Origin of the sequence: Streptomyces sp. NPDC059668, from assembly GCF_042734135.1 — a bacterium.
Taxonomy (GTDB): Bacteria; Actinomycetota; Actinomycetes; order Streptomycetales; family Streptomycetaceae; genus Streptomyces.
Map to the genome: position 1 here is coordinate 39,026 of NZ_JBHWEL010000059.1, position 19,483 is coordinate 58,508.

Genomic DNA, 19,483 nt, shown 5'->3' on the forward strand with positions numbered 1-19,483 from the left:
GGGGGGGGGGGGGGGGGGGGGGGGGGCGGGGGGGGGGCGGCGGGCCCCCCCCCCCCGCGCGGCGGGGGGGGGGGGGCGCCCCCCCCCCCCCCCACCCGGGGCGATACTCAGCCCGGTAGGTCTGTCAGCACGTCTTGCGCACGTATCCACCGCTACCGACGGGCGAGACGTCCACGTCACGCTGGACGATGCTCAAGGTGCTGCCCCACCCCTTGCAGGCCTTCTTCCGGCCGGCGTCTGTGTACTCGATCACGATGACCCTGTTGCCGAAGGCGCTGGTGTAGTCGTCGCACTCGTCGTACTGGCCGCACTCCTCGGCCACCGCGAAGTCGAGGCCGTTGGCGGTGCGGTTGCCGGCGAGTTCTGCGGTGTTCTTCTGGGCGATGGCCAAGTTGTCCGCGTGGGCGCGGGCGGAGAGCAGCTTGATGTAGGCCTGCGCGTTGGCCGCCGTGATCAGCTTGGCGGAGCGTGTGTAACTGTCGTAGTTGTCTGGCTCCACGGCCTGGAAGCCCTTGTCTCGGCAGCCGTCGATCTGGGCACCGATCTGGGCTGCGACGCGCTTCTGCTTGGCTTCCGTGCGGACGTCGAGGAGGGCCTCGCCCCAGTCCGTGTCGTAGACGACCTTGCCTGCGGAGTCGCGCAGCAGCAGGTCCGCGGCCCATTCGCCCTCGGCCCCCGGTTGCGCCTGGAAGGCGTTCACGTAGCAGATGTTGTACAGGCCTGCCGCCGGGGAGGCGGTGTGGTCGCGGGTGACGACCTTGACGCCGGCCGGTGGTGTGTAGGCGCCGCCGATCTGGTAGTCGAACCCGGCGTGCGTGGGCGGCAGGGATACGGCCGCCGCCTGCGTGGACGTCGCCGGTACCAGCAGCGTGGTCACCAGTGCGGCCGCGCCTACGGCGGCCCACATCAGCGTGCGGGACGGGCTGTTGAGGTGGCTCATGCACGAGCTCCTGATGAGAAGCGGGCACGTCCCCGCCTCGGACGTCCGTACTGTCCTGGCGACTTTGTCCGGGCTCGCGGCGCTGGGCCTGCATACCGGCTGGGCGTGCCTCTCGGCGCGGAGCGTCGCTCCGGCGTTGTTCGGGAGTAAAGCGAGCACCTGTGTGGATGTCAACGCCACCGGCCGACACCCATGTTGTCCGTGGCGGAATTTGCCTAACTCGTGGCTGACATACGGCCGTTATCGCACGAACGGCAGCAGGCACGACTCAGGGCGCGGCGGCGGGTTCGACACGTCCGCCTTCGCCGTGGAATGGGATCACCAGCGGGACGTCTGTCCGGACGGGGTGGTCAGCCGGAAATGGAGGGCGCTGTGGATCATTGGCCACGACTACATCCAGGTCAAGTTCGCCCAGGGCGACTGCCGGGCCCGCCCGGCCCACCCCGGACAATCGCAGCGGATCGAACGCGACGAAGTGCGCCGGCCACTCCTCGGCGGGCCGGACGACCGCGGCACCCTCTGTTGAGGCCGACGCTACGACCGCTCGAACGCGAGCGGATCGTTGTCCGTGACCGTCCCGCTCGCGGACTTGCCGCGGGCCTCCAGGGGCGGGACCTTGCAGCCGGTTCAGGCGTATGGACCCTCGGCCGCCGGGCATGCCTCGCGCAACTCTCCGGGTGTCAGCACGCCTTGAGTGTCACATTCCTGCGACGCCAGCCGTGGGGGAGCGGCACCACAGGCAGTCGAGGAACGCGGGGATCTTGTCGGTGAGCTGGTGACGGCCAGGGCGGGCGGTGACCGGCGCGGGGAGGGTGAGGGACTCTTCTTCCGCATCCTCGCATGTGAGCGTGCCATCGAAGGTTGATCGTTGAGCCTGATCTACAACGGGCGGTAGGTCTGGTACTTGCCCGTGAGAGAGCAGGCCGCCGCGTCGGCAACGTCTGCTCGGAGACCGGCCGCACAGGCTTCGAGGAATGCCCGTGCCCGGGGCCCTGACCAGTCCACTGCGGCAGCTGCCGCTCGACGGCCACAGCGCACCCCGGCCGCTGGCACCTTCCCGGAGGATCAGTCGAACACTCCGACACCAACCCGCCGGGGGGTCAGTCGGTGAATTCGTCGACGCCGAGGGCGAAGTCCCAGTGGCCGACTCCGTTCCCGGCGAGGCTCACCGTGAGCAGACCCATCCCTTCCAGCCAGTGCGCCATTTTCAGGGCGCCGACGTCCAACGGGCGCAGTCCGAGGCTCTCGATGAATGCTGCCACGTCCGCCTTGGCCTGCGCATTGTCGCCGGCGATGAAGACGTTGGGCCGGCCCTTCTCCAGGACGTTCCGGAAAATGGTGTTGAACGCCTTCACCACGCTGGCGCCGGCCGGGATCACCTTGGCGATTTCCTGCGCGACCGAAGTCTCCTCGCTGTGGGCCAGTCCGTCGAAGGTGGCGTTGAACGGGTTGCTGATGTCGACGATGACCTTGCCCGCGAGGGCGTCTCCGTACTCGGCGACGACCGGAACGACACCGTCGTACAACAGGGCCGTGATGACGATGTCCCCCGCCGGGACGGCGCCCCACCTGCCCGTCGTCGCGCCGTCGCCCAGAGCCTTGGCCAGGTCATCGGCCTTGGACTGATCGCGTCCCATGACCTCGACGGTGTTGCCGCCCGCCAATGCGAGCGTGCCGATGGTACGGGCCATGTTCCCCGTACCGATGAGGGTGATACTGCTCATGAGGTGTGTTCTCTTCCTGTTCTCAAGGTGTCGCTACGTCTCGTTCGTGCTGGGTCAGGCGCAGGGCGTCGGCCGCGACGCTTCTGGGTCAACTGCCGCGCTCTTCCCGGCACCTCAGGCTCGACAGCACGCGAACTCGGCGCCCGCGCAACACATTTGGGGTGTTGCGGATGTCCGCTTTCGAAAGCAGTTCGTTGTGGGGACTGTGATGTGATGTTGAGGGGTGTACCCGCGGCGTCCCTGGTGCGTGGCTCAGATGGCGGTGGTGCCGCCGTCGGTGACGAGTTCCAGGCCGTTGACGTAACTGGAGTCGTCGGAGGCGAGGAACAGGGCGACGCTGGCGATTTCTTCGGGGCGGCCCATCTTTCCGCGGGGGATGAGCGACTCGAATGCGGACCTGGTCGCCTCGTCGAACAGTTCTTCCTGTTTGGCGGTGGCGACCTGGCCGGGGGTCAGGACGTTGACCCGGATCTTGCGGTCGCGCAGTTCGTTGAGCCAGATGCGGGCCCAGGCCTGCTGAACGGCTTTGCTTCCCGCGTAGAGGCTCCAGCCGGGGAAGGCGCCGAGGGAGGCGTTGGATCCGGTCATGAAGATCGAGCCGTTGTCGTTGATCAGCGGCAGTGCCTTCTGCACGGTGAACAGGGTGCCGCGCGCGTTGAGCCAGAAGGCGCGGTGGAACTGTTCCTCGGTGATCTCGCCGAGGACGGCGGGTTCGCCCATTCCGGCGCTGGCCCACAGCACGTCGATCGAGCCCTTTTCCCGCTTGACGGTGTCGTACAAGCGGTCCAGGTCGTCCAGTTCGGCCGCGTCACCCTGGACAGCGGTGACATTGCGGCCGATCAGCTTGACGGCGTCATCCAGAGCTTCCTGCCGCCGGGCCTGGATGAAGACGTGCGCTCCTTCCTCGACGAACAGTTTGGCGCCGGCCAGTGCCATGCCGGTGGATCCGCCGGTGATCACCGCTACCTTGCCATCGAGCTTTCCCACGGTCACTCCATTGCATTGATGGGCATCCGAAACAGTGCGCCCATTCTGGAAAAGGGCCCTGCTGTCAAATTCTGATGTCGAATTCCCGTGCCGAATTCGCTTCGGCCCAGATGGGCACCTGTTCAGGTTGCCATTTGGCCGGAGTGGGTGTCCAAGACTTCTTTTAGTCGTGGTGATACCCTGGAGGCATCACCGGTTTGGGAGACGCCATGGATCTGGACCTACGTAAATTGCGTTACTTCGCTGCCGTGGCCGACCAGTTGCATTTCGGCCGTGCCGCCGACGAGCTGCATATCGCGCAACCGGTGCTCAGCCGGCAGATCCGTGCGCTCGAGCAGGATCTCGGCGCCTCGCTGTTCACCAGAGATCGCCACGGCGTAGCGCTGACCGACGCGGGCCGACAGCTGCTGACCGACGTCGGTCCGCTGCTCGCCTCCGCGGACGCGGTCCGCCGCCGGGTGTCCGTGGCCGCCCGTGGCAGCCGGCGGCTGACGGTCGGTTTCCGGGCCGGCATCCCGGTCATCCCGGCGGCGCGGGCGTTCGAGGCCCGGCACCCGGACGTGCTCGTGGACGTGCAGCGGATCGAAGGGGACGACCAGGCCCCGATGCTGCTCGACGGCCGCATCGACGTCGGCTACGTGCGGCTGCCCATCGATGAGGCCGGCCTGCGCGTCACCCCCCTGTACACCGAGCCGCGGGTGGCAGTGCTGCCCGCAGGCCATCGGCTGGCCGGCAAGGAGGAGGTCACCGAGGCCGACCTGGCCGGCGAACCACTGGTCTGGCACGCCGACCCGAGCACGCAGCCCACCAGGCGCCCGCACCCTAACGCCGGGTACGTGGTGCGCGGCGTGGACGAGACGCTCGAGCATGTCGCGGCCGGCCGGGGCATCTCGTTCCTGGCCCGTTCGGCGTCCGTGTTCTACTCGCATCCGCAAGTCATCTATGTGCCCATCCCGGATCTGGCGCCCGACCAGGTGTGCCTCGCGGCGGCGGCATCGCACACCTCGCCAGTGGTCGATGACTTCTTCACCGCGGCTCAGGCGACGGCCGAGATCACGGCAGAATGTGGGAACTATGAAATGTGGCAGCCCGGAAGCGACGGTGCCTCAAAGCGCCGTTGAGCAGTCCGACTGACAACAGCAGGGCCAAAGAGGGGCGGTCCAGCAATGGCGCAGGCATTGAGGTCTTCTCAGCAACCTGACGATTGCAGTGCGTGATGTTGGTGTACGGGTCACCGTGCACCGCCGTACGGATGAACGTGCGCCCCGCGCACGCTTCGCGTACCAGGCTCAATGAACTGGCGATGGCCACCCAGTACGCCGGAGGATCTCCGCGGCGATCTCGTCTGCGGTCCGGTCGTCGGTGACCACTGCCAGATCACCAAGCCCGTCCAGGGCGCTGAGGGCCCGTGCCGCCTGGTCGGCGATCTCGCGTAGACGAGCCTGCGGTTGCCCGATCAGTTGGTCGCCGGCGAGACCCCGGGCCGGAGTGATGCCTCGGCCCCGGCGGGTGACCCGGTCGGCCAGTGTCCGTCGGCTGGCGTGCAACTGGCAGAGGGTGATCGTGGCGGCAGGCAGCGCTGTGGCGTACGCCTCCATGCCCCCGGGCCGGTCGAGTGGGCCGACAGCGATCAGGCAGCCCGCTCCGTTGGCCCGAAACGCTCGCCAGACCGCGGCCAGGTTGGCCGCCTTGAGCCGATGGTTGCCCGGGTCGCCGGCCGGGGTGGGACGGTGGAAGCCGATCTGGTCGAGGTCCACGAACGCGGCGTGCACACCGGCCCGCCGGACCTGCTGGTACACCTGCCAGCCGACGGTGGACTTGCCGACGGCGGCCGGCCCGCACAGCCAGAGGATCTCGCCCGGTGTGCGGTCCGGTTCCCGTCGCGTCATGCTCGGGTCTTCCCTTTGTGCCCGCAGATCGGGCCACCCGGTGCGCGCCCGGACCCGGTCGGCGACCTCGGTGACGGTCAGCCCGGTCGTGTCGATGCAGAGAGCGGTCGGGAAGGCGCGGTCGAGGGCGTCGGCGTACGCGAGTTGCTCTGCGCGGTCTTCGTTCGGGCGACCGCGGGCGGCCAGTCGTCGGCCCAGCTCCGCCGGCTCGGCCCGCAGGCGACAGGCAGTCACCGCAGCGTGCGGTACGAGGTCGGCGTCCACCCCACGATTCGGATCGGTGACGCCCGGAACGACCAGAGACCGGGCACCGGCGTCCCGGAAGTTGGCCACCACCCCGTCGAGAGCACGTGCCTTGAGCCGATGGCGGCCCGGATCTGTGTCCGGCTCGGGCGCCCAGTGTCGTGGCGTCGGCGGCGCGTAGCACATCCCGAGCTGGTCGATGTCCACAAATCCGGTGGGCGTGCCCGCCCCGGCGAGCTGGACGAACACCTCCCAGGCCACGGTGGTCTTCCCGACCCCTGACGCCCCATACAGCCACAGCACCGGTAGCGCGATCACGAGGGCGAGTATCGGTACCGGGCAAGCGCCCCGTCGAGCGATTTTCGTCGCCCGGCAGCGGGGGGAAGCCCCCTCAACGCCTTCCAGATCGAGGGTCGGTTCACCGCGTAACCGCGTAGGTATTGAGCCTGGGGGCAGGGTGGCCGCCCGACTGTCACTGGCTCCCGCGGTGCAGCCGGAGCTGACCGGGGTGGCGACCCGGAGGCTGTTCGGGGGTCGGGCGGACGGTGGGGTCGGGGACGGGGCGGCTCACAGGAGAGTCGGCGGTGAGGGTGAGTGTCTCGCCGTGGTTCCGAACGGTCATCGTCTCGCCGGCCAGCAGTGTGTAGGTGGCGATGCCCGTCTTGATCTCCACTCGCAGGCGGCGGCCCCAGATCCCCATGTGGAATGCGAGTCGGCTGAGTTTTTCGGGCAGTCGGGGCGTGAACGACAGCGTGTCGCCGTCGTGGCGCAATCCTCCGAAGCCGCAGACCAGGGCCATCCAGGTTCCGGCCAGTGAGGCGATGTGCAGCCCGTCCCGGGTGTTGCTTTCCAGGTCATTCAGGTCCATCAACGCGGCTTCGGCGACGTAATCGTAGGCAAGTTGTTCATGGCCGACCTCCGCCGCGATGACCGCCTGGCAGCACGCGGACAGTGACGAGTCGCGGACCGTCAGCGGTTCGTAGTAGGCGAAGTTACGGGCCTTTTGTTCGATGTCGAAGGACTGGTCGCACGTGTACATGGCCAGCACCAGGTCCGCCTGCTTCACCACCTGCTTGCGGTAGATGTCGAAGTAGGGGAAGTTCAGCAGCAAGGGGTACTGGTCGGGTCGGGTGGCGGCGAAATCCCACAGCTGGTGATCGGTGAACCCCGCGTCCTGCTCATGCACCTGCAGGTCGTCGTCATAGGGCAGGTACATGGCCTCCGCGGCGTCGCGCCAGGCCGCGGTCTCCTCGTCGTCCACACCAAGAGCCGCTGCCTGATGACGGTGCCGTTCGGCGCAGTCGGCCGCTGCGCGCATGTTCCTGGCAGCCATGAGATTGGTATAGGCGTTGTCGTCGGCGACCGCACTGTACTCGTCCGGCCCGGTCACGCCGTCGATGTGGAAGACGCCGCGGTGGTCGTGATGGCCCAGCGACATCCACAGCCGCGCCGTCTCCACGAGAAGCTCCGCCCCACTGAACTGCTCGAAGTCCTCATCGCCGGTGGCGGAGACGTAGCGGATGACAGCGTCCGCGATATCGGCGTTGACGTGGAAGGCGGCAGTGCCGGCCGGCCAGTAGGCGGTGCACTCCGAACCATTGATGGTTCGCCAAGGGAACGCGGCTCCACGTAGCCCCAGTTGCTCGGCCCTTTCCTTGGCCGCAGGCAGGGTGCTCTGCCGCCAGCGCAACGCCTCGGCGACGGCACCGGGCGAGGTATAGGTGAGCAGCGGCAGGACGAAGGTCTCGGTGTCCCAGAACGAGTGGCCGTCGTAGCCGGTGCCCGTCAACCCCTTGGCGGGGATGGCGCGCAGCTCGGCGCGGGCGCCGGCCTGCAGCACGTGGAACAGCGCGAACCGCACGGCCTGTTGGATTTCCTCATCTCCGTCGACTTCGACATCCGACCGTGCCCAGAACTCGTCCAGGTAGTGCCGCTGCTCATCCACCAACCCTTGCCAGCCGGTGCTACCGGCCGCTGCGAGAGCGGCTTGCACCTGGTCGCGTACGGCGGGCAGGGAACGCATACGTGACCAGCCGTAGGCGACCAGCTTGTCGATCCTCAGCTTCTCACCCGGGACCAGCAACGACGTGACGGTCAGGCGTGCGACGTCGTCGCTGCTCTCGCCACTGATCTGCGTCTGCTCGGGCCCCTGTACGGTGTGGTCGGCCGAGGCTCCGACCCGCAAGTTGCTGTTGCGCGTGCAGTGCATCAGCAGGAGGCGGTTCCCCAGCGCACAGTTCTCCTCCGCGTCGAGGGGCCTCTCGACGGCCGCGGCTCCGCGGGGATCGCCTGCGACGGGCGGAAGTTGTTCGTTGGCGACGAGTTCAGACTGCACCACGACGCGCACGGGGGCGTCCACCGCTTCGACCTCGTAGGCGATCGCGGCGATGGAGCGCTGGGTGAAGGAGACCATCCGAGTGGAGCGCACCCGTACCGTGCGGCCCGCCGGCGAGGTCCACGTGCAGCTGCGGTGGAGCAGGCCGGCACGCATGTCCAGCACACGCTCGTGGCTGCGGAGCCTGCCGTAACGCAGGTCGAAGGGCTCGTCATCAACCAGCAGCCGCAGAATTTTGCCATTGGTGACATTGATGACGGTCTGGCCGGACTCGGGGTAGCCGTACCCACCCTCCGCATAGGGCAACGGGTGCAACTCGTGGACGCCGTTGAGGTAGGAGCCGGGCAGCCCGTGAGGCTCGCCCTCGTCAAGGTTTCCGCGCCAGCCGACATGGCCGTTGGAGAGCGCGAAGACCGACTCGCTCTGCGGCAGCAGATCCAAGTTGAGAGGCGTTTCCTTCAGGACCCAAGGGTCGACAGCGAAACATGTGTCCGTGATCATCCCTGGTGCTCCAGCTCGGCGAGGTCCTGAACGACGATGTCAGCGCCGTGGGCGAGCAGGGCGTCCGCTTGGCCGACCCGGTCGACCCCGACGACGAAGCCGAAGTGGCCCGACCGGCCGGCGTCCATCCCCGCCAGTGCGTCCTCGAAGACAGCCGACACCCGAGCTGTGACACCCAGGTCCTGGGCGGCGGCCAGGAACGTATCAGGATGCGGCTTGCCCGGAAGCCCGCGCTCTGCGGCCACCACACCGTCGATGCGAACGTCGAACAGCGACTCGGCCCCGACCGCCGCCAGGATCTCCCGGCAATTCGCGCTGGAGGACACGACAGCGGTCTTCAGACCGTGCTGCCGAACCGTTCGTACATAGCGCAGGGTGCCCGGGTACGCTTCGACACCCTCCGCGCTGATCATCTTCAACAGAAGATCGTTCTTGCGATTCCCCAGCCCCTGCACCGTGTCCCTCTCATCGTCCGGGGAGCCCTCGGGAAGCCTGACGCCGCGCGAGGCGAGGAAGCTGCGCACACCATCCGCGCGTGGCCTGCCGTCCACGTACTCGTCATAGTCCTGGGTGACGTCGAAGGGCGTGAAACCGGATCCGTCGTGCCGCAGGAGGAAGTCGTCGAACGTCCGTTTCCAGGCGGCCGCATGCACGACGGCCGTCTTCGTGATGACTCCGTCCAGGTCGAACAGGCACGCTTCGATCGATTCCGGCAGGCTGTACGGCCTCATCGAGTGCCCCCTCCAGGAGAACGTCGCTGAGTGGGCCGAGGACGATGCTTGGCTGCTGCGGCTGGGGCCTCTTGTCCGGCGTGTGTCACCTTCCGGCTATGCCGCCGCCCACCCCCTACGATCCACCCGGTTCTGGGCGAGCGCAAACAAACATGTGCCCCAGGCGTCGGGGTGCACCAGGCTTCGGCATGGGTCCCGTGTGTGCGCCCGCGCCCGGTCCGTGAACTGCCGGAGGAGTTCATCGACGCCTGACAGATCCTTGCCGTGACGTCCATGGTCTTTGTCGATCGTGAAGCGGGCGGAAGGCGCATCGATCCCGGGGCGCTGCATGCGGTCATCCCTGGTGAGCTGAGGCGAGGTCGAGATCGCCCCGACGCGCCGCAGTGCAGCCCGAACGGACCTCGGCAGCTCTCAAGCTCCTTTTTCATCGGCAGGAGCTGCTGTCTCCTCAGCGCATTCGAGCCAGCACTTCGTCGGTGGACAGCAACTCATGGGCGAAGAAGCGGTAGTTGATGATCGCTGCCTGATACCCGTCGCCCCACACGGGGTGACGAGGTCCAGCTGTGGCATCCCTGACCAAGGTGACCTCGAAGCCCTCCTCGATGAGGTGGCGCATGTGGGACTCGACGCACATGTTTGCCAGCATCCCGCCAAGGATGATCTTTTGTATTCCCCGTTTGCGCAGTTGCAGTACCAAGTCGTTGGTTTCCGGGCCGAACACCTTGTGTGGGCTGGCGACTACGGTCTTTCCGTCTTCGATGTACGGCTTGAAGCGGTCCAGCCAGTCCGCCCCGGAGTTGCGGAATCCGGTCAGGTCGAGCTGTCCTGTCCGTGCGAACGTATGGGTGTCGAGTTCACTCGTCTCGAGTGGCCCATTCATTCGCCACCCATTGTCGGTAGGATAAAAGTAATGTGGCGATATGAAGACCTCGTAATCGCCCCTCTTTGCCGTCTCGAATATCCTCTCCATGTTCTCGACGGTCTTATTCTCCGTGACGCTCGCCCCCACCACGTCCCAGTTCGCTCCGTCCTCGCTCAGCACGTCATTCTGCGGGTCGATGAACACAACCGCCGTGTCCGTCTTGTCGATTTTCACTGGGTGCTCCTAACGCGATGACGTGCCCTGGTGCGGTGGGTGTTCAGTACCGCGTATGTCCTTTCGGCGAATTATTGGTTCCCGAGGCGCGAGGCCTCTATTGCAGCCGGTATGAATTCTTCGGATTGTGCCGAAAGTAGGCGGCACGCCAACTAGTTCGATCGCCTTCGGGGTGTTCGCAGAGGGCGTTGTCCGGTCATTAGGTCGTCCGTTTCATTCTGACCCACCCTGGGGCGATCCGCATGGGTGATCTGGTCCGCGGGCGCGCTGCCTGCCACCACGCGGCGCGCGGGATGGCGGCGCCGGGAAGTTGGGCGATAGGGCTCAGGCGCGAAGCTGCATGTACTCGAAGACGGAGCCGTCAGGGTGGCGGGCGACGATCCTGGTGCCGTTGGGAACCTCGTTGGGCGCTTCGAGGATCTCGGCGCCCGCCTTGCCGAGGGCTTCGAGAACGGGGGCCAGGGAGCCGACGATGACGGTGGCGTTCTGCGATACGTAGTTCTCAAGCGGCCCGGAGTAGAGCAGGAAGGGCCCTACGAGTGCCAGCTCAAGCTCACGGTACGGGAATCGGCGGACCTCCGTCTCTCCGGTCAAGTCCTGGTAGAGGGGGATCGCGTCCTCAAGGTTTTCTACCTCAACGTTCGCGACCATTGCGTGGATGTTGCTGTTGCTGCTCATGGTGGTACTCCCTTTTTTGCTTACGGTTCTGGCTGGCGGAACCGCCGTGCACTTTTGGCGTGCGGCGACACATCTGATCGCCTGGCGGTGAAATCCTTGAATCCCTGAGTGACGCTCAGTTGGTGGCTGGCGGGGTCTGGGCGACGCCCGCCTCGCAGGTGTCGTGGGTGGGGCGAGAGGAGCTAGGCGGGGGTGTCCGAGACTCGGCTCGGCAGCATGGCGCGTGCGGCCCGGACGGGGTCCGACTACTCGCGAAGGAGCCTGGTCTTCCCGTTCTCGGCCACCAGGCCCTCGGCGTAGGTTTGCGTGAAGGGCGGCCTGCGACCGTAGTCCTCCACCGACCATTCGAGGGGAGCGTTGATGTTCAACTGCCCGCATCCCGAAGTCACGTTTGCCGTGTCCGGGAAAACCCACATCTCGATGAAGTGCACTGGATTCGCATGCTCCTGGTCACCGGTCAGTGTCCATGAGTCGTTCTCGCCGTCGGAGGGAGCCCCGAAGGGGGAGGAGTTGAGCGATCGCAGCCACTCGGTGCTCGCGAGATGGCGGGAGCGGGAGCGGCGTATGTCGATGGAGGCGCGCAAGGTGGCTTCCTTGGAGGGTGAGGACGGGGGCTGCTCGTGGGTGTGCGGCTGAGCGGAGGCGCCGGGCGGCCACTGCTCGATTTCCGTGGGGCTGTGATTCGGTCCTGGTAGGGCTCTGGTTCGTCTGCGGCGACCGCACGTGTGGTCGTGGACACGAGGCCAGCCGCGTGGGGCTACCTACAGCCCAGCCGGCGTGCTTGCCGGATCCAGCGATACAGGGACCACATACCGGGGCATATGCGCCTCGGTCTCACGATCAGCAAAACACATATGGACGATCGGGTCAAGAATGGGCTGGCGCTGTCGCACAGGTCACCTTCGGCCCTCCGGGGCGCTGCCCGACCACTCCCGCCACTGCTCATGGACTGAAAGAGCGCACCGCGGGAGGGGACCGCGCTCACGACGGCTGGCCTCGAGGATGGAAGGGTGCTGCGCAGCCGTCTCGGAGACGGGAGGGCAAGACGGCTAGGGAGGGCGGGAGGGTGCCCCGGGCACGGCCGGAGTCCTGCCGGCATACGAGGTGCGGCGTCGACCCGCGAGGCGTGGGCCTGCCGGCAGCGAGAACCCGCGGCCCCCAAGCCGTCCTCCGCGGGTCCAGCTGGCCGCACCTACGCAGAGGGACGCGGTGGCGCCGCTGTCGGGGGGAGGAACTGGTGTCGCGCCATGGCCACCAGCGTCCGTACCGCGATGGCTCCCACGAGTGCAGTCGCGGCGGCCAGAAGGAGGTAGGAGAGAACGAGTTCGCCGGGAGGGTGGCCGGTGCTGGTCCAGTGCAGTCCGGTGGTCGCCACCGTCGTCCAGGAGAAGGTGAAAGCCCAGAAGCCAGGTGTGAACTTCAGGCGGAGAAACAAGGGGAGTAGGCGTACCTGGGCGAGGATCATCAGCAGGCAGTAGTCGGCGAGCACGGCCGAGAGCCGGTCGATACGGTCGTGGTTGAGGGCGAAGCAGGCGACGCTTGCCATGGAGGCGGGCACTATCTCGATGGCGAGCGTCGGCGTGAGGCCTGGCGGCATCGGAGGCCGGAAGAAGAGCCGGGCCAGGATCATGGAGCCCAGGACGACCCACGAGATGATCCCGAGACCGAACATGACTTCCGCCACGCGCTCCTGCCCGACCTGCACGGCACAGAAGGCAGCCACCAGACCACCGCCAGTAGCGGGCAGAAAGTAACCCGGGTGAAGCTGGTCCAGCTCGAGCGGGCCGTATATCCATTGACCGGTATACCAACCGCCCACGAGCAGCGTCAGGACGATGAAGACGTCCACCACTACGCGACCGGCGTCGGGGGCGTACGGGGCTATGCCCTGCGCTGCGAGGAGCATCGGCGTGATGACCGCCAGTGAGCCGAACGGGCTCCCGACGCTGTCCAGCACGTCGGCGACGAAGGCTCCCCGGACAGAGGCCGCGTATCTCAGATACAGCAGCAGCGTCACGCACCAGACGGCCGCAGCGAGCGCGACCAGGGCACGGCCCACGTCGATCGGCGCGTGGCCTTCATGGGCTGCTGTGAGCCAGGTGCCGGCCAGGCCTGCGAGGCCCAGAGATATTCCGAAGAAGGCGAGAGGTATGCGCGGCACGGCCATATCCAAAACCTCTGGTTCCAGGATCATGTCGGGCTTCGCCGGCGTCCCGTCATGCGGGACCTAGCCAGGCGAGGACTGTCCCCACGGCGCGTTCGCCGCCGTAGCATCTCGTCCTCGAATCCGGTGGTTCTATCGAGTCTGCATCGATACGAGCTGCACCGCCCGCGCAGTGCGGTGCAGCTCGTGGAATGTGTGAAAGTCCGAGGCCAACGCTCTGCGGGATGCAGGTCGGAGGCCGGTCATACACAATTGGTTCTGGGAGGCGTCCAACCAAGGTCGGGAAGCTCTCCGACTTCTGGGTGGGCATGGGGGAGGGTGGAGCGGGCGACGCTGAACGGCACAGTGAGGACGTGCCGCGGCGTGCGGGAGATCCTGCCGCCGATGAACGAGCATGGCCGCAAGAGTGGGCCGGCGAAGACCAGTTGGTGGCGCGCCGGCCCCCGCGGGCCGCTTTCTGCACCGCTCGGCGCCGGATTACGGCCGCCCTCGACTTGGCCGTGCCGTGCCGTGTCCTACGTCCAGACAGGCCGGATGAAGCAGGGAGTTCCCCGCTGTCACCGCACCAACTCGTCAGAGTTCGAGGTCGGTCAGGACCAGGACTCGCTCGTAGGTGTAGTCCTCCATCGCGAACTTCACGCCCTCGCGGCCCACGCCTGACTGCTTGGCGCCGCCGTAAGGCATCTGGTCGGCGCGGTAGGACGGGACGTCACCGATGATCACGCCGCCGACCTCCAGCGCGCGGTGCGCACGGAAGGCGACCTGCACGTTGCGCGTGAACACGCCCGCGTGGAGGCCGTATTTGGAATCGTTGACCGCGGCAAACGCTTCGGCCTCGCCATCCACCTTCGTCACGGTCAGGACCGGGCCGAACACTTCCTCGCAGGCGAGAGTGGTGTCCGCCGGGACGCTGGTGAGCACGGTGGGCGCGTACGATGCGCCTTCACGTGTGCCACCGGTATGAAGCTTGGCGCCTGACGTCACTGCCTCGTCGACCCACGACTCGACACGTATGGCGGCTCCTTCACTGACGAGCGGGCCGACGTCCGTGGCGGCATCCGAGGGGTCACCGGTGACCTGGGCCTCGACGGCGGCGACGATACGCGGCAGCAGCCGGTCATAGATGGCGGCGTCCGCGATGACGCGTTGCACGGAGATGCACGACTGGCCGCCCTGATAGTTGGAGAACTTCGCGATGCGGGTCGCGGCCCAGTCCAGCTCTTCGTCGGAGGCGTAGTCACCCAGGACGACCGCCGCACCGTTACCGCCGAGCTCCAGGGTGCAGTGCTTGCGCGGCACCGAGTCCATGATCGCGTAGCCGACCTTCTCGGAACCGGTGAAGGAGATCACCGGAAGGCGCTCGTCCTGGACCAGTGCGGGCATACGGTCGTTGTCGACCGGCAGGATCGACCATGAGCCGGCCGGCAGGTCGGTCTCGGCCAGCACCTCGCCGAGGACCAGCCCGGAAAGAGGAGTGTTCGGAGCGGGCTTGAGGATGATCGGCACACCGGCGGCGATGGCAGGCGCCACCTTGTGCGCGCCCTGGTTCAGCGGGAAGTTGAACGGGGTGATGCCGAGGACCACACCCTTGGGAAAGCGGCGGGTCAGGGCGAGACGCCCCCGGCCGCCTGCGTCGGTGTCCAGGCGCTGGGCGTCGCCGCTGTTGAAGTGGCGGGCCTCTTCAGAAGCGAAGCGGAAGACGGAGACGGCCCGGCCGACCTCGCCGCGCGCCCACTTGATCGGCTTGCCGTTCTCGGCAGAGATCAGCTGCGCTATCTCCTCAGTCCGGTCGGCAAGGCGCTTGGCCACATGGTCCAGGGCGGCGGCCCGCAGGTGCGCCGGAGTGGCGGCAAACTCGTCCCGCACCGCGTAGGCGGCGGCGACAGCCTCTTCAACCTGTGCGTCGGTCGGGACGGAAACCGTACCGACCAGGCGGCTGTCCCACGGCGACGTCACGTCGAGGGTGCTGTCGCCTTGGGCCGGGCGTCCTGCGAGCCAGAAGGAATGGACAGATGTCATGGGTGGTCTCCGGCTCTATTGCGATACGGGATTTCGAACGGCGTGATATTCACCGTAGGGCCGTGCCCAGGTGCAATGGCTTGTTCGACTTGTCAGAGTGGGCGGATGGCACACGCCTGTTCGGCATGAGGAGGTTTCAGGCGGCGTCTGCTTTCCGACCTGTTGGCCGGGAGCTCTGGACACGCCATCTGAAGCTGCTGCCCTCGGACACTGTTGCTGCTGCCGCCGGAGCGTACGAGCACGTCTTCAGGGAAGGGCCGCCGCGGGCTCGCATCAGATGCCTCGGCTGTAGCCCGGCACGAGCAGTCGTCCGGGCGGTGGCTGGTGTCCAGACCGGCGCAGACCTGTGGCCACGCCCGGCCGGGCATGGCGTGGCGGCGAGAGGGTGTTCCGTGGCAGCGCAGCCGCGGGCACCGGACTGTGGTCCGGGCGTCGGGGGCCGGGGGCCGGCGGCCGCGTCACGCCGTCTCCGGGTCGGGCTTATCCGAACGTAGGGGTGGCCTGATGGGCGGGGGAGCCTGCACCACACCAGTCCGTCAGGGCCCGTCGGACGTCCTCGGCCCGGCGTTCCGGGTGTTCCTCCGAGGTGGTCCACGCGATGTACGCGTCCGGCCTGACCAGTACGGCCTTTCGTGTCAGGCCCGGCGCGGACACGAACCCGACCTCACCGTCCCAGCCTTCAGTCACCGCGGCGGGGAGCGGCGCGTCTGCGGCGGTGACGAGCACGAAGCGCCGGGCACGCAGAGCCTCATACAGCCGCCTTCCGTCGGTCAGCGGCAGGTCGGGAACGCGTTTGCCGACAAGCGGGGGCGCGCCACTCGGAGCGGCGTAGGCGATGTCGATACCGGAGATGGCCCGGGCCGCCCTCTGGGCCACGGGCGGAATGCGCAGCACCGTGCGGGCGAAGAGGTCGCGGAATCCGCACATCGCCTTCGGTGTCGTCAGTACCCCGCGCAGGAGTGCGCCGCTCATCCGAAGTACCCGGCGACCCACCGGATGCCGCTCGGCCTGATAGGTGTCGAGCAGGGCGTCCGGAGCCCGGCCGCGCAGGACGGCCGCCAGTTTCCAGCTGAGGTTGGCCGAGTCCTGGATGCTGGTGTTGAGGCCCATGCCGCCGGCGGGTGAGTGCACGTGTGCTGCGTCGCCGACGAGAAATACCCTGTCGACGCGGTAGCGGGGGCACTGGCGTTCATCACTGTGGAACCGGGAGAGCCAGCGTGCGTCCCGCATGCCGAAGTCGTTCCCGAGCGCTCGCCGGGCGACTGCGCGGATCTCCTCCAGATCGACGGCCGTGTTGTCGGGCATGTCGTGGTGACGGTTCCAGGCCATGACGCGGAACCAGCCGTCGCCGAAGGGGACCACGATGGCAAAGGCGTCCCCCACCGCCCCGACGGTGGGAGGCTTTCTCGGCGGCTCGGCCAGGCGTACGTCGGCAAGCATCATCGACCGAACCGCGGACCGGCCGGGAAAGGGCAGGCCGAGGGACTCACGCACCTTGCTGTTCCGGCCGTCAGCGCCCACCACGTAGGCGGCACGCAGGGTTTGCACCGTGCCGTCCGCGGCGCGTACCTCGACGTCGACGCCCGTGGAGTCCTGCCGGAGGCCGGTCGCCTCGCAACCGCTCCTGATGTCCACTCCGTGGGTGAGGGCGCGGGAGCGGAGCAGCCGCTCGGTGTTGTACTGCGGTGTCACCAGGACGTGCGGGTAGCGGGTCGGCAGGTGCGACAGGTCGATCTGCAAGAACTGCAGGACCGGATTGCGCAGCCCAGTCTTGAGCAGGTCGTCGGCGAGCCCGCGGGCGTCGAGTTGCTCCATCGTCCGGGCGTGCACGGCGAACGCCCGGGTGAGTTTCGACTCCCCTTCGCGCCGCTCCACCACGGTGCAGGAGATCCCTGCCTCGGCCAGGTCGCCCGCGAGCATCAGTCCCGCGGGGCCTGCCCCCACGATCAGCACGCCTCCGTCGGAGCCCATGTGCGTCCTCCGCATCGATCGACATGAAATTCAGGTGTGCGGCTGCCTCGGCGGGTCTTGGCGGATGAGCGGGGCCAGCCGGTCAAGCGGATGGGATGGTCCTCACTGCGTGCTCCCGGTAACAACCCCCCGGTCGCCTGTGCGCGCGTGGCGGTGAGGGAATCGTCGACCGTGAGCGTTGCACAGGCGGTTTCGTTTGGATCGGCCGACTACTGGTCCGGGTATTGCGCTTTTGGTCTGCCGGCTGATGAGAACCACAGCGATATGCAGAGGTCCAGATTCCCACTCGGGTGTTTGCGTGTGTCTGCACCCGGGCCGGACGGTACGGCGGAACGGCACACCGCCGTGCCGTTCACCCGCGGGCGAACTCCAACAGGTCGGCGTTGAAACGGTCGGCGAAGACGGGGACCATCGCCAGGCCGTGCGGGGCGCCCGGGTACACCTTGAACGTGGCGTCCTTGACCAGCTTCGAGGACTTCTCTCCGGCGGCCACGATGGGCACGATCTGGTCGTCGTCGCCGTGCACGATCAGGGTCGGGACGTCGAACTGCTTGAGGTCCTCGGTCAGATCGGTCTCCGAGAACGCCTTGACGCAGTCGTACGCGCTCTTGATGCCCACTTGCATCGACCACAGCCAGAACGCGTCACGTGTGCCCTGGGAGACCGTCGAGCCCTCCCGGTTGGCGCCGTAGAAGGTCTCGCTGAGGTCCCGGTAGAACTGGGAGCGGTCGGTCGCGACGCCGGCCCGGATCCCGTCGAACACCTCGATGGGCAGCCCCTCGGGGTTCGCCTCCGTCTTGAGCATCAGCGGCGGGATCGCGCTGAGCAGGACGGCCTTCGCGACCCGCCCGGTGCCGTGGCGGCCGATGTACCGTGCCACCTCACCACCACCGGTGGAGTGCCCGACGAGGATGACGTCACGCAGGTCGAGCGTCTCGATCAGCGAAGCCAGGTCGTCGGCGTAGGTGTCGAGGTCGTTGCCTTCCCAGGGCTGCCCCGAGCGTCCGCCTCCGCGCCGGTCATGGGCGACGGCACGGAACCCGTTGTCCGCCACGAAGTTCAGCTGGGGGTCCCACGCGTCGGCGGTCAGCGGCCAGCCGTGGCTGAACACGATCGGCTGACCCGACCCCCAGTCCTTGTAGAAGATCTGGGTTCCGTCTTTACTCGCGATGAAAGGCACGGTGCGGATCCTTCCCATCGTCACCGGGAAATCCGGTCGAACCCGCGGAGGACGGATATCCCTCGGCGGCTGATTCCCTCGGGGGAATACGATCGGATGGTGCACCTCGGAGCCCACGCTACCCGAGAAGCACCGGATCAGCGCGCCGTGAATTCTCTGGTATCGGCCCTGGCTGCAGGAGCGGACAGACACAACTGGGCACCTCTGCTACTCCACCAGTAATTCACCGGCGCACCACTCCGGGATGGAGAACTACTCAGATCTGGTTGAGGCCACCGTCGACGTAGAGCTCGGTTCCGGTGACAAAGCTGCTCTGGTCGGACGCGAGGAAGAGTGCTGCCGCAGCCGCTTCGGCGGGCTCGCCCATCCGGCCGAGGGGAACCTGCTGCGCGAAGGAGGCGTGGAGCGCCTTGGCCTGCTCCTCGTTGGGGGCCAGGCCGGCGTTGCCGGGGGTCTTGATCGGTCCGGGCACCAGGGTGTTGACGCGGATGCCACGGCCGCGCAGCTCGTTGGCCCAGGTGCGGGAGAAGGAGCGGATGGCGGCCTTCGAGGCGGCGTAGACGCCGAAGGCCTCTCCGCCGGTGGTGGCAGCGGTGGAACCGGTCAAGATCACCGAGGCGCCGTCGTTGAGGAGCGGCAGTGCCTTTTGCACGGTGAAGAGCGTCCCGCGGACGTTGGTGTTGAACGTGGCGTCGAAGTGCTGCTCGGTCACGTCCTCGAGGGTTGCGAATTCGCCGCCGCCCGCGTTCGCGAAGAGCACGTCGATGCGGCGTCCCTGCTCGGCGACGACCGCGAAGAGCCGGTCGAGGTCGGCCGGATTCGCTATGTCTCCGCGGACGGCGGTGACGTTGTGGCCGATCTCGGCCGCGGCCGCGTCCAGCGCATCCTGACGCCGGCCGGTGATGATCACGTGGGCGCCTTCAGCGGCGAAGCGCTGCGCGGTGGCCAGTCCGATGCCGCTGTTCGCCCCGGTGACCACGGCCACTTTGCCTGCGAGTACTGCTGTCATGACGTGCCGCTCCTCA

Annotated in this window: 16 protein-coding genes; 2 read left to right on the forward strand and 14 right to left on the reverse strand. The window is 67.4% G+C overall.

All coding sequences use genetic code 11. The features are described from left to right. Positions 1-124 precede the first annotated feature (124 nt). Entirely contained in the window at positions 125-940 is an 816-nt protein-coding gene (locus tag ACFV2J_RS31750; protein ID WP_385084280.1) for an endo alpha-1,4 polygalactosaminidase, read from the reverse strand. On the opposite strand from ACFV2J_RS31750, the gene ACFV2J_RS31755 reads away from it, so the two are divergent. Further along, positions 939-1,466 (forward strand): hypothetical protein, encoded by a 528-nt coding sequence (locus ACFV2J_RS31755; RefSeq protein WP_385084282.1) that lies wholly within the window; start codon positions 939-941, stop codon positions 1,464-1,466. The genes ACFV2J_RS31750 and ACFV2J_RS31755 overlap by 2 nt on opposite strands. A gap of 574 nt (positions 1,467-2,040) precedes the next feature. Here ACFV2J_RS31755 and ACFV2J_RS31760 read toward each other — a convergent pair. Then, the gene (locus ACFV2J_RS31760) at positions 2,041-2,664 is read right to left on the reverse strand and encodes an NADPH-dependent F420 reductase (protein ID WP_385084284.1); all 624 of its coding nucleotides are present in this window, start codon (positions 2,662-2,664) and stop codon (positions 2,041-2,043) included. 252 nt (positions 2,665-2,916) lie between these two features. Further along, a complete protein-coding gene (locus tag ACFV2J_RS31765; protein ID WP_385084286.1) occupies positions 2,917-3,651 on the reverse strand; it encodes an SDR family NAD(P)-dependent oxidoreductase in 735 nt (244 codons plus the stop codon). A gap of 209 nt (positions 3,652-3,860) precedes the next feature. Here ACFV2J_RS31765 and ACFV2J_RS31770 point away from each other — a divergent pair, with 209 nt between their 5' ends. Beyond that, positions 3,861-4,772 (forward strand): LysR family transcriptional regulator, encoded by a 912-nt coding sequence (locus ACFV2J_RS31770; RefSeq protein ID WP_385084288.1) that lies wholly within the window; start codon positions 3,861-3,863, stop codon positions 4,770-4,772. Positions 4,773-4,940: 168 nt separating this feature from the next. Here the strand turns inward: ACFV2J_RS31770 and ACFV2J_RS31775 are convergent, their stop codons facing one another. The 11 genes from ACFV2J_RS31775 to ACFV2J_RS31825 form a co-directional block, all read right to left on the reverse strand. Further along, on the reverse strand, positions 4,941-6,101 hold the full coding sequence (locus ACFV2J_RS31775; RefSeq protein WP_385084290.1) for a hypothetical protein: 1,161 nt from the start codon (positions 6,099-6,101) through the stop codon (positions 4,941-4,943). Positions 6,102-6,255: 154 nt separating this feature from the next. Beyond that, positions 6,256-8,619, reverse strand: coding sequence for a glycoside hydrolase family 65 protein (locus tag ACFV2J_RS31780; protein ID WP_385084292.1), 2,364 nt, complete (start codon positions 8,617-8,619; stop codon positions 6,256-6,258). Beyond that, entirely contained in the window at positions 8,616-9,350 is a 735-nt protein-coding gene (locus ACFV2J_RS31785; RefSeq protein WP_385084294.1) for an HAD family hydrolase, read from the reverse strand. Before ACFV2J_RS31785 ends, ACFV2J_RS31780 begins: the two co-directional genes overlap by 4 nt. A 448-nt stretch (positions 9,351-9,798) precedes the next feature. Next, positions 9,799-10,446: a cysteine hydrolase gene (locus tag ACFV2J_RS31790; RefSeq protein WP_385084296.1), complete on the reverse strand. Its 648-nt coding sequence runs from the start codon at positions 10,444-10,446 to the stop codon at positions 9,799-9,801. A gap of 324 nt (positions 10,447-10,770) precedes the next feature. Further along, positions 10,771-11,124 (reverse strand): VOC family protein, encoded by a 354-nt coding sequence (locus tag ACFV2J_RS31795; protein ID WP_385084297.1) that lies wholly within the window; start codon positions 11,122-11,124, stop codon positions 10,771-10,773. Between the two features lie 245 nt (positions 11,125-11,369). Continuing rightward, positions 11,370-11,708 carry a hypothetical protein gene (locus ACFV2J_RS31800; protein WP_385084299.1) on the reverse strand — a complete coding sequence of 113 codons (339 nt, stop codon included), beginning with the start codon at positions 11,706-11,708 and terminating at the stop codon, positions 11,370-11,372. Between the two features lie 608 nt (positions 11,709-12,316). Continuing rightward, positions 12,317-13,318, reverse strand: coding sequence for a TDT family transporter (locus ACFV2J_RS31805; protein WP_385084301.1), 1,002 nt, complete (start codon positions 13,316-13,318; stop codon positions 12,317-12,319). 543 nt (positions 13,319-13,861) lie between these two features. Continuing rightward, positions 13,862-15,307 (reverse strand): aldehyde dehydrogenase family protein, encoded by a 1,446-nt coding sequence (locus tag ACFV2J_RS31810; RefSeq protein WP_385084303.1) that lies wholly within the window; start codon positions 15,305-15,307, stop codon positions 13,862-13,864. A gap of 480 nt (positions 15,308-15,787) precedes the next feature. Continuing rightward, complete coding sequence (locus tag ACFV2J_RS31815; protein ID WP_385084305.1) at positions 15,788-17,278, reverse strand: FAD-dependent monooxygenase; 1,491 nt, start codon at positions 17,276-17,278, stop codon at positions 15,788-15,790. A 352-nt stretch (positions 17,279-17,630) separates the two neighbouring features. Next, positions 17,631-18,458, reverse strand: coding sequence for an alpha/beta fold hydrolase (locus ACFV2J_RS31820; protein ID WP_385084307.1), 828 nt, complete (start codon positions 18,456-18,458; stop codon positions 17,631-17,633). A gap of 256 nt (positions 18,459-18,714) precedes the next feature. Beyond that, the gene (locus tag ACFV2J_RS31825; protein ID WP_385441865.1) at positions 18,715-19,467 is read right to left on the reverse strand and encodes an SDR family oxidoreductase; all 753 of its coding nucleotides are present in this window, start codon (positions 19,465-19,467) and stop codon (positions 18,715-18,717) included. Between the last annotated feature and the right edge of the window lie 16 nt (positions 19,468-19,483).

What these genes read in the sequence shown, in the direction of transcription:
- ACFV2J_RS31755 (WP_385084282.1), top strand. Translation starts at nt 939, where the DNA reads ATGCACGAGCTCCTGATGAGAAGCGGGCACGTCCCCGCCTCGGACGTC.
- ACFV2J_RS31750 (WP_385084280.1), bottom strand. Translation starts at nt 940, where the DNA reads ATGAGCCACCTCAACAGCCCGTCCCGCACGCTGATGTGGGCCGCCGTA.
- ACFV2J_RS31760 (WP_385084284.1), bottom strand. Translation starts at nt 2,664, where the DNA reads ATGAGCAGTATCACCCTCATCGGTACGGGGAACATGGCCCGTACCATC.
- ACFV2J_RS31770 (WP_385084288.1), top strand. Translation starts at nt 3,861, where the DNA reads ATGGATCTGGACCTACGTAAATTGCGTTACTTCGCTGCCGTGGCCGAC.
- ACFV2J_RS31780 (WP_385084292.1), bottom strand. Translation starts at nt 8,619, where the DNA reads ATGATCACGGACACATGTTTCGCTGTCGACCCTTGGGTCCTGAAGGAA.
- ACFV2J_RS31785 (WP_385084294.1), bottom strand. Translation starts at nt 9,350, where the DNA reads ATGAGGCCGTACAGCCTGCCGGAATCGATCGAAGCGTGCCTGTTCGAC.
- ACFV2J_RS31795 (WP_385084297.1), bottom strand. Translation starts at nt 11,124, where the DNA reads ATGAGCAGCAACAGCAACATCCACGCAATGGTCGCGAACGTTGAGGTA.
- ACFV2J_RS31805 (WP_385084301.1), bottom strand. Translation starts at nt 13,318, where the DNA reads ATGATCCTGGAACCAGAGGTTTTGGATATGGCCGTGCCGCGCATACCT.
- ACFV2J_RS31810 (WP_385084303.1), bottom strand. Translation starts at nt 15,307, where the DNA reads ATGACATCTGTCCATTCCTTCTGGCTCGCAGGACGCCCGGCCCAAGGC.
- ACFV2J_RS31815 (WP_385084305.1), bottom strand. Translation starts at nt 17,278, where the DNA reads ATGGGCTCCGACGGAGGCGTGCTGATCGTGGGGGCAGGCCCCGCGGGA.
- ACFV2J_RS31825 (WP_385441865.1), bottom strand. Translation starts at nt 19,467, where the DNA reads ATGACAGCAGTACTCGCAGGCAAAGTGGCCGTGGTCACCGGGGCGAAC.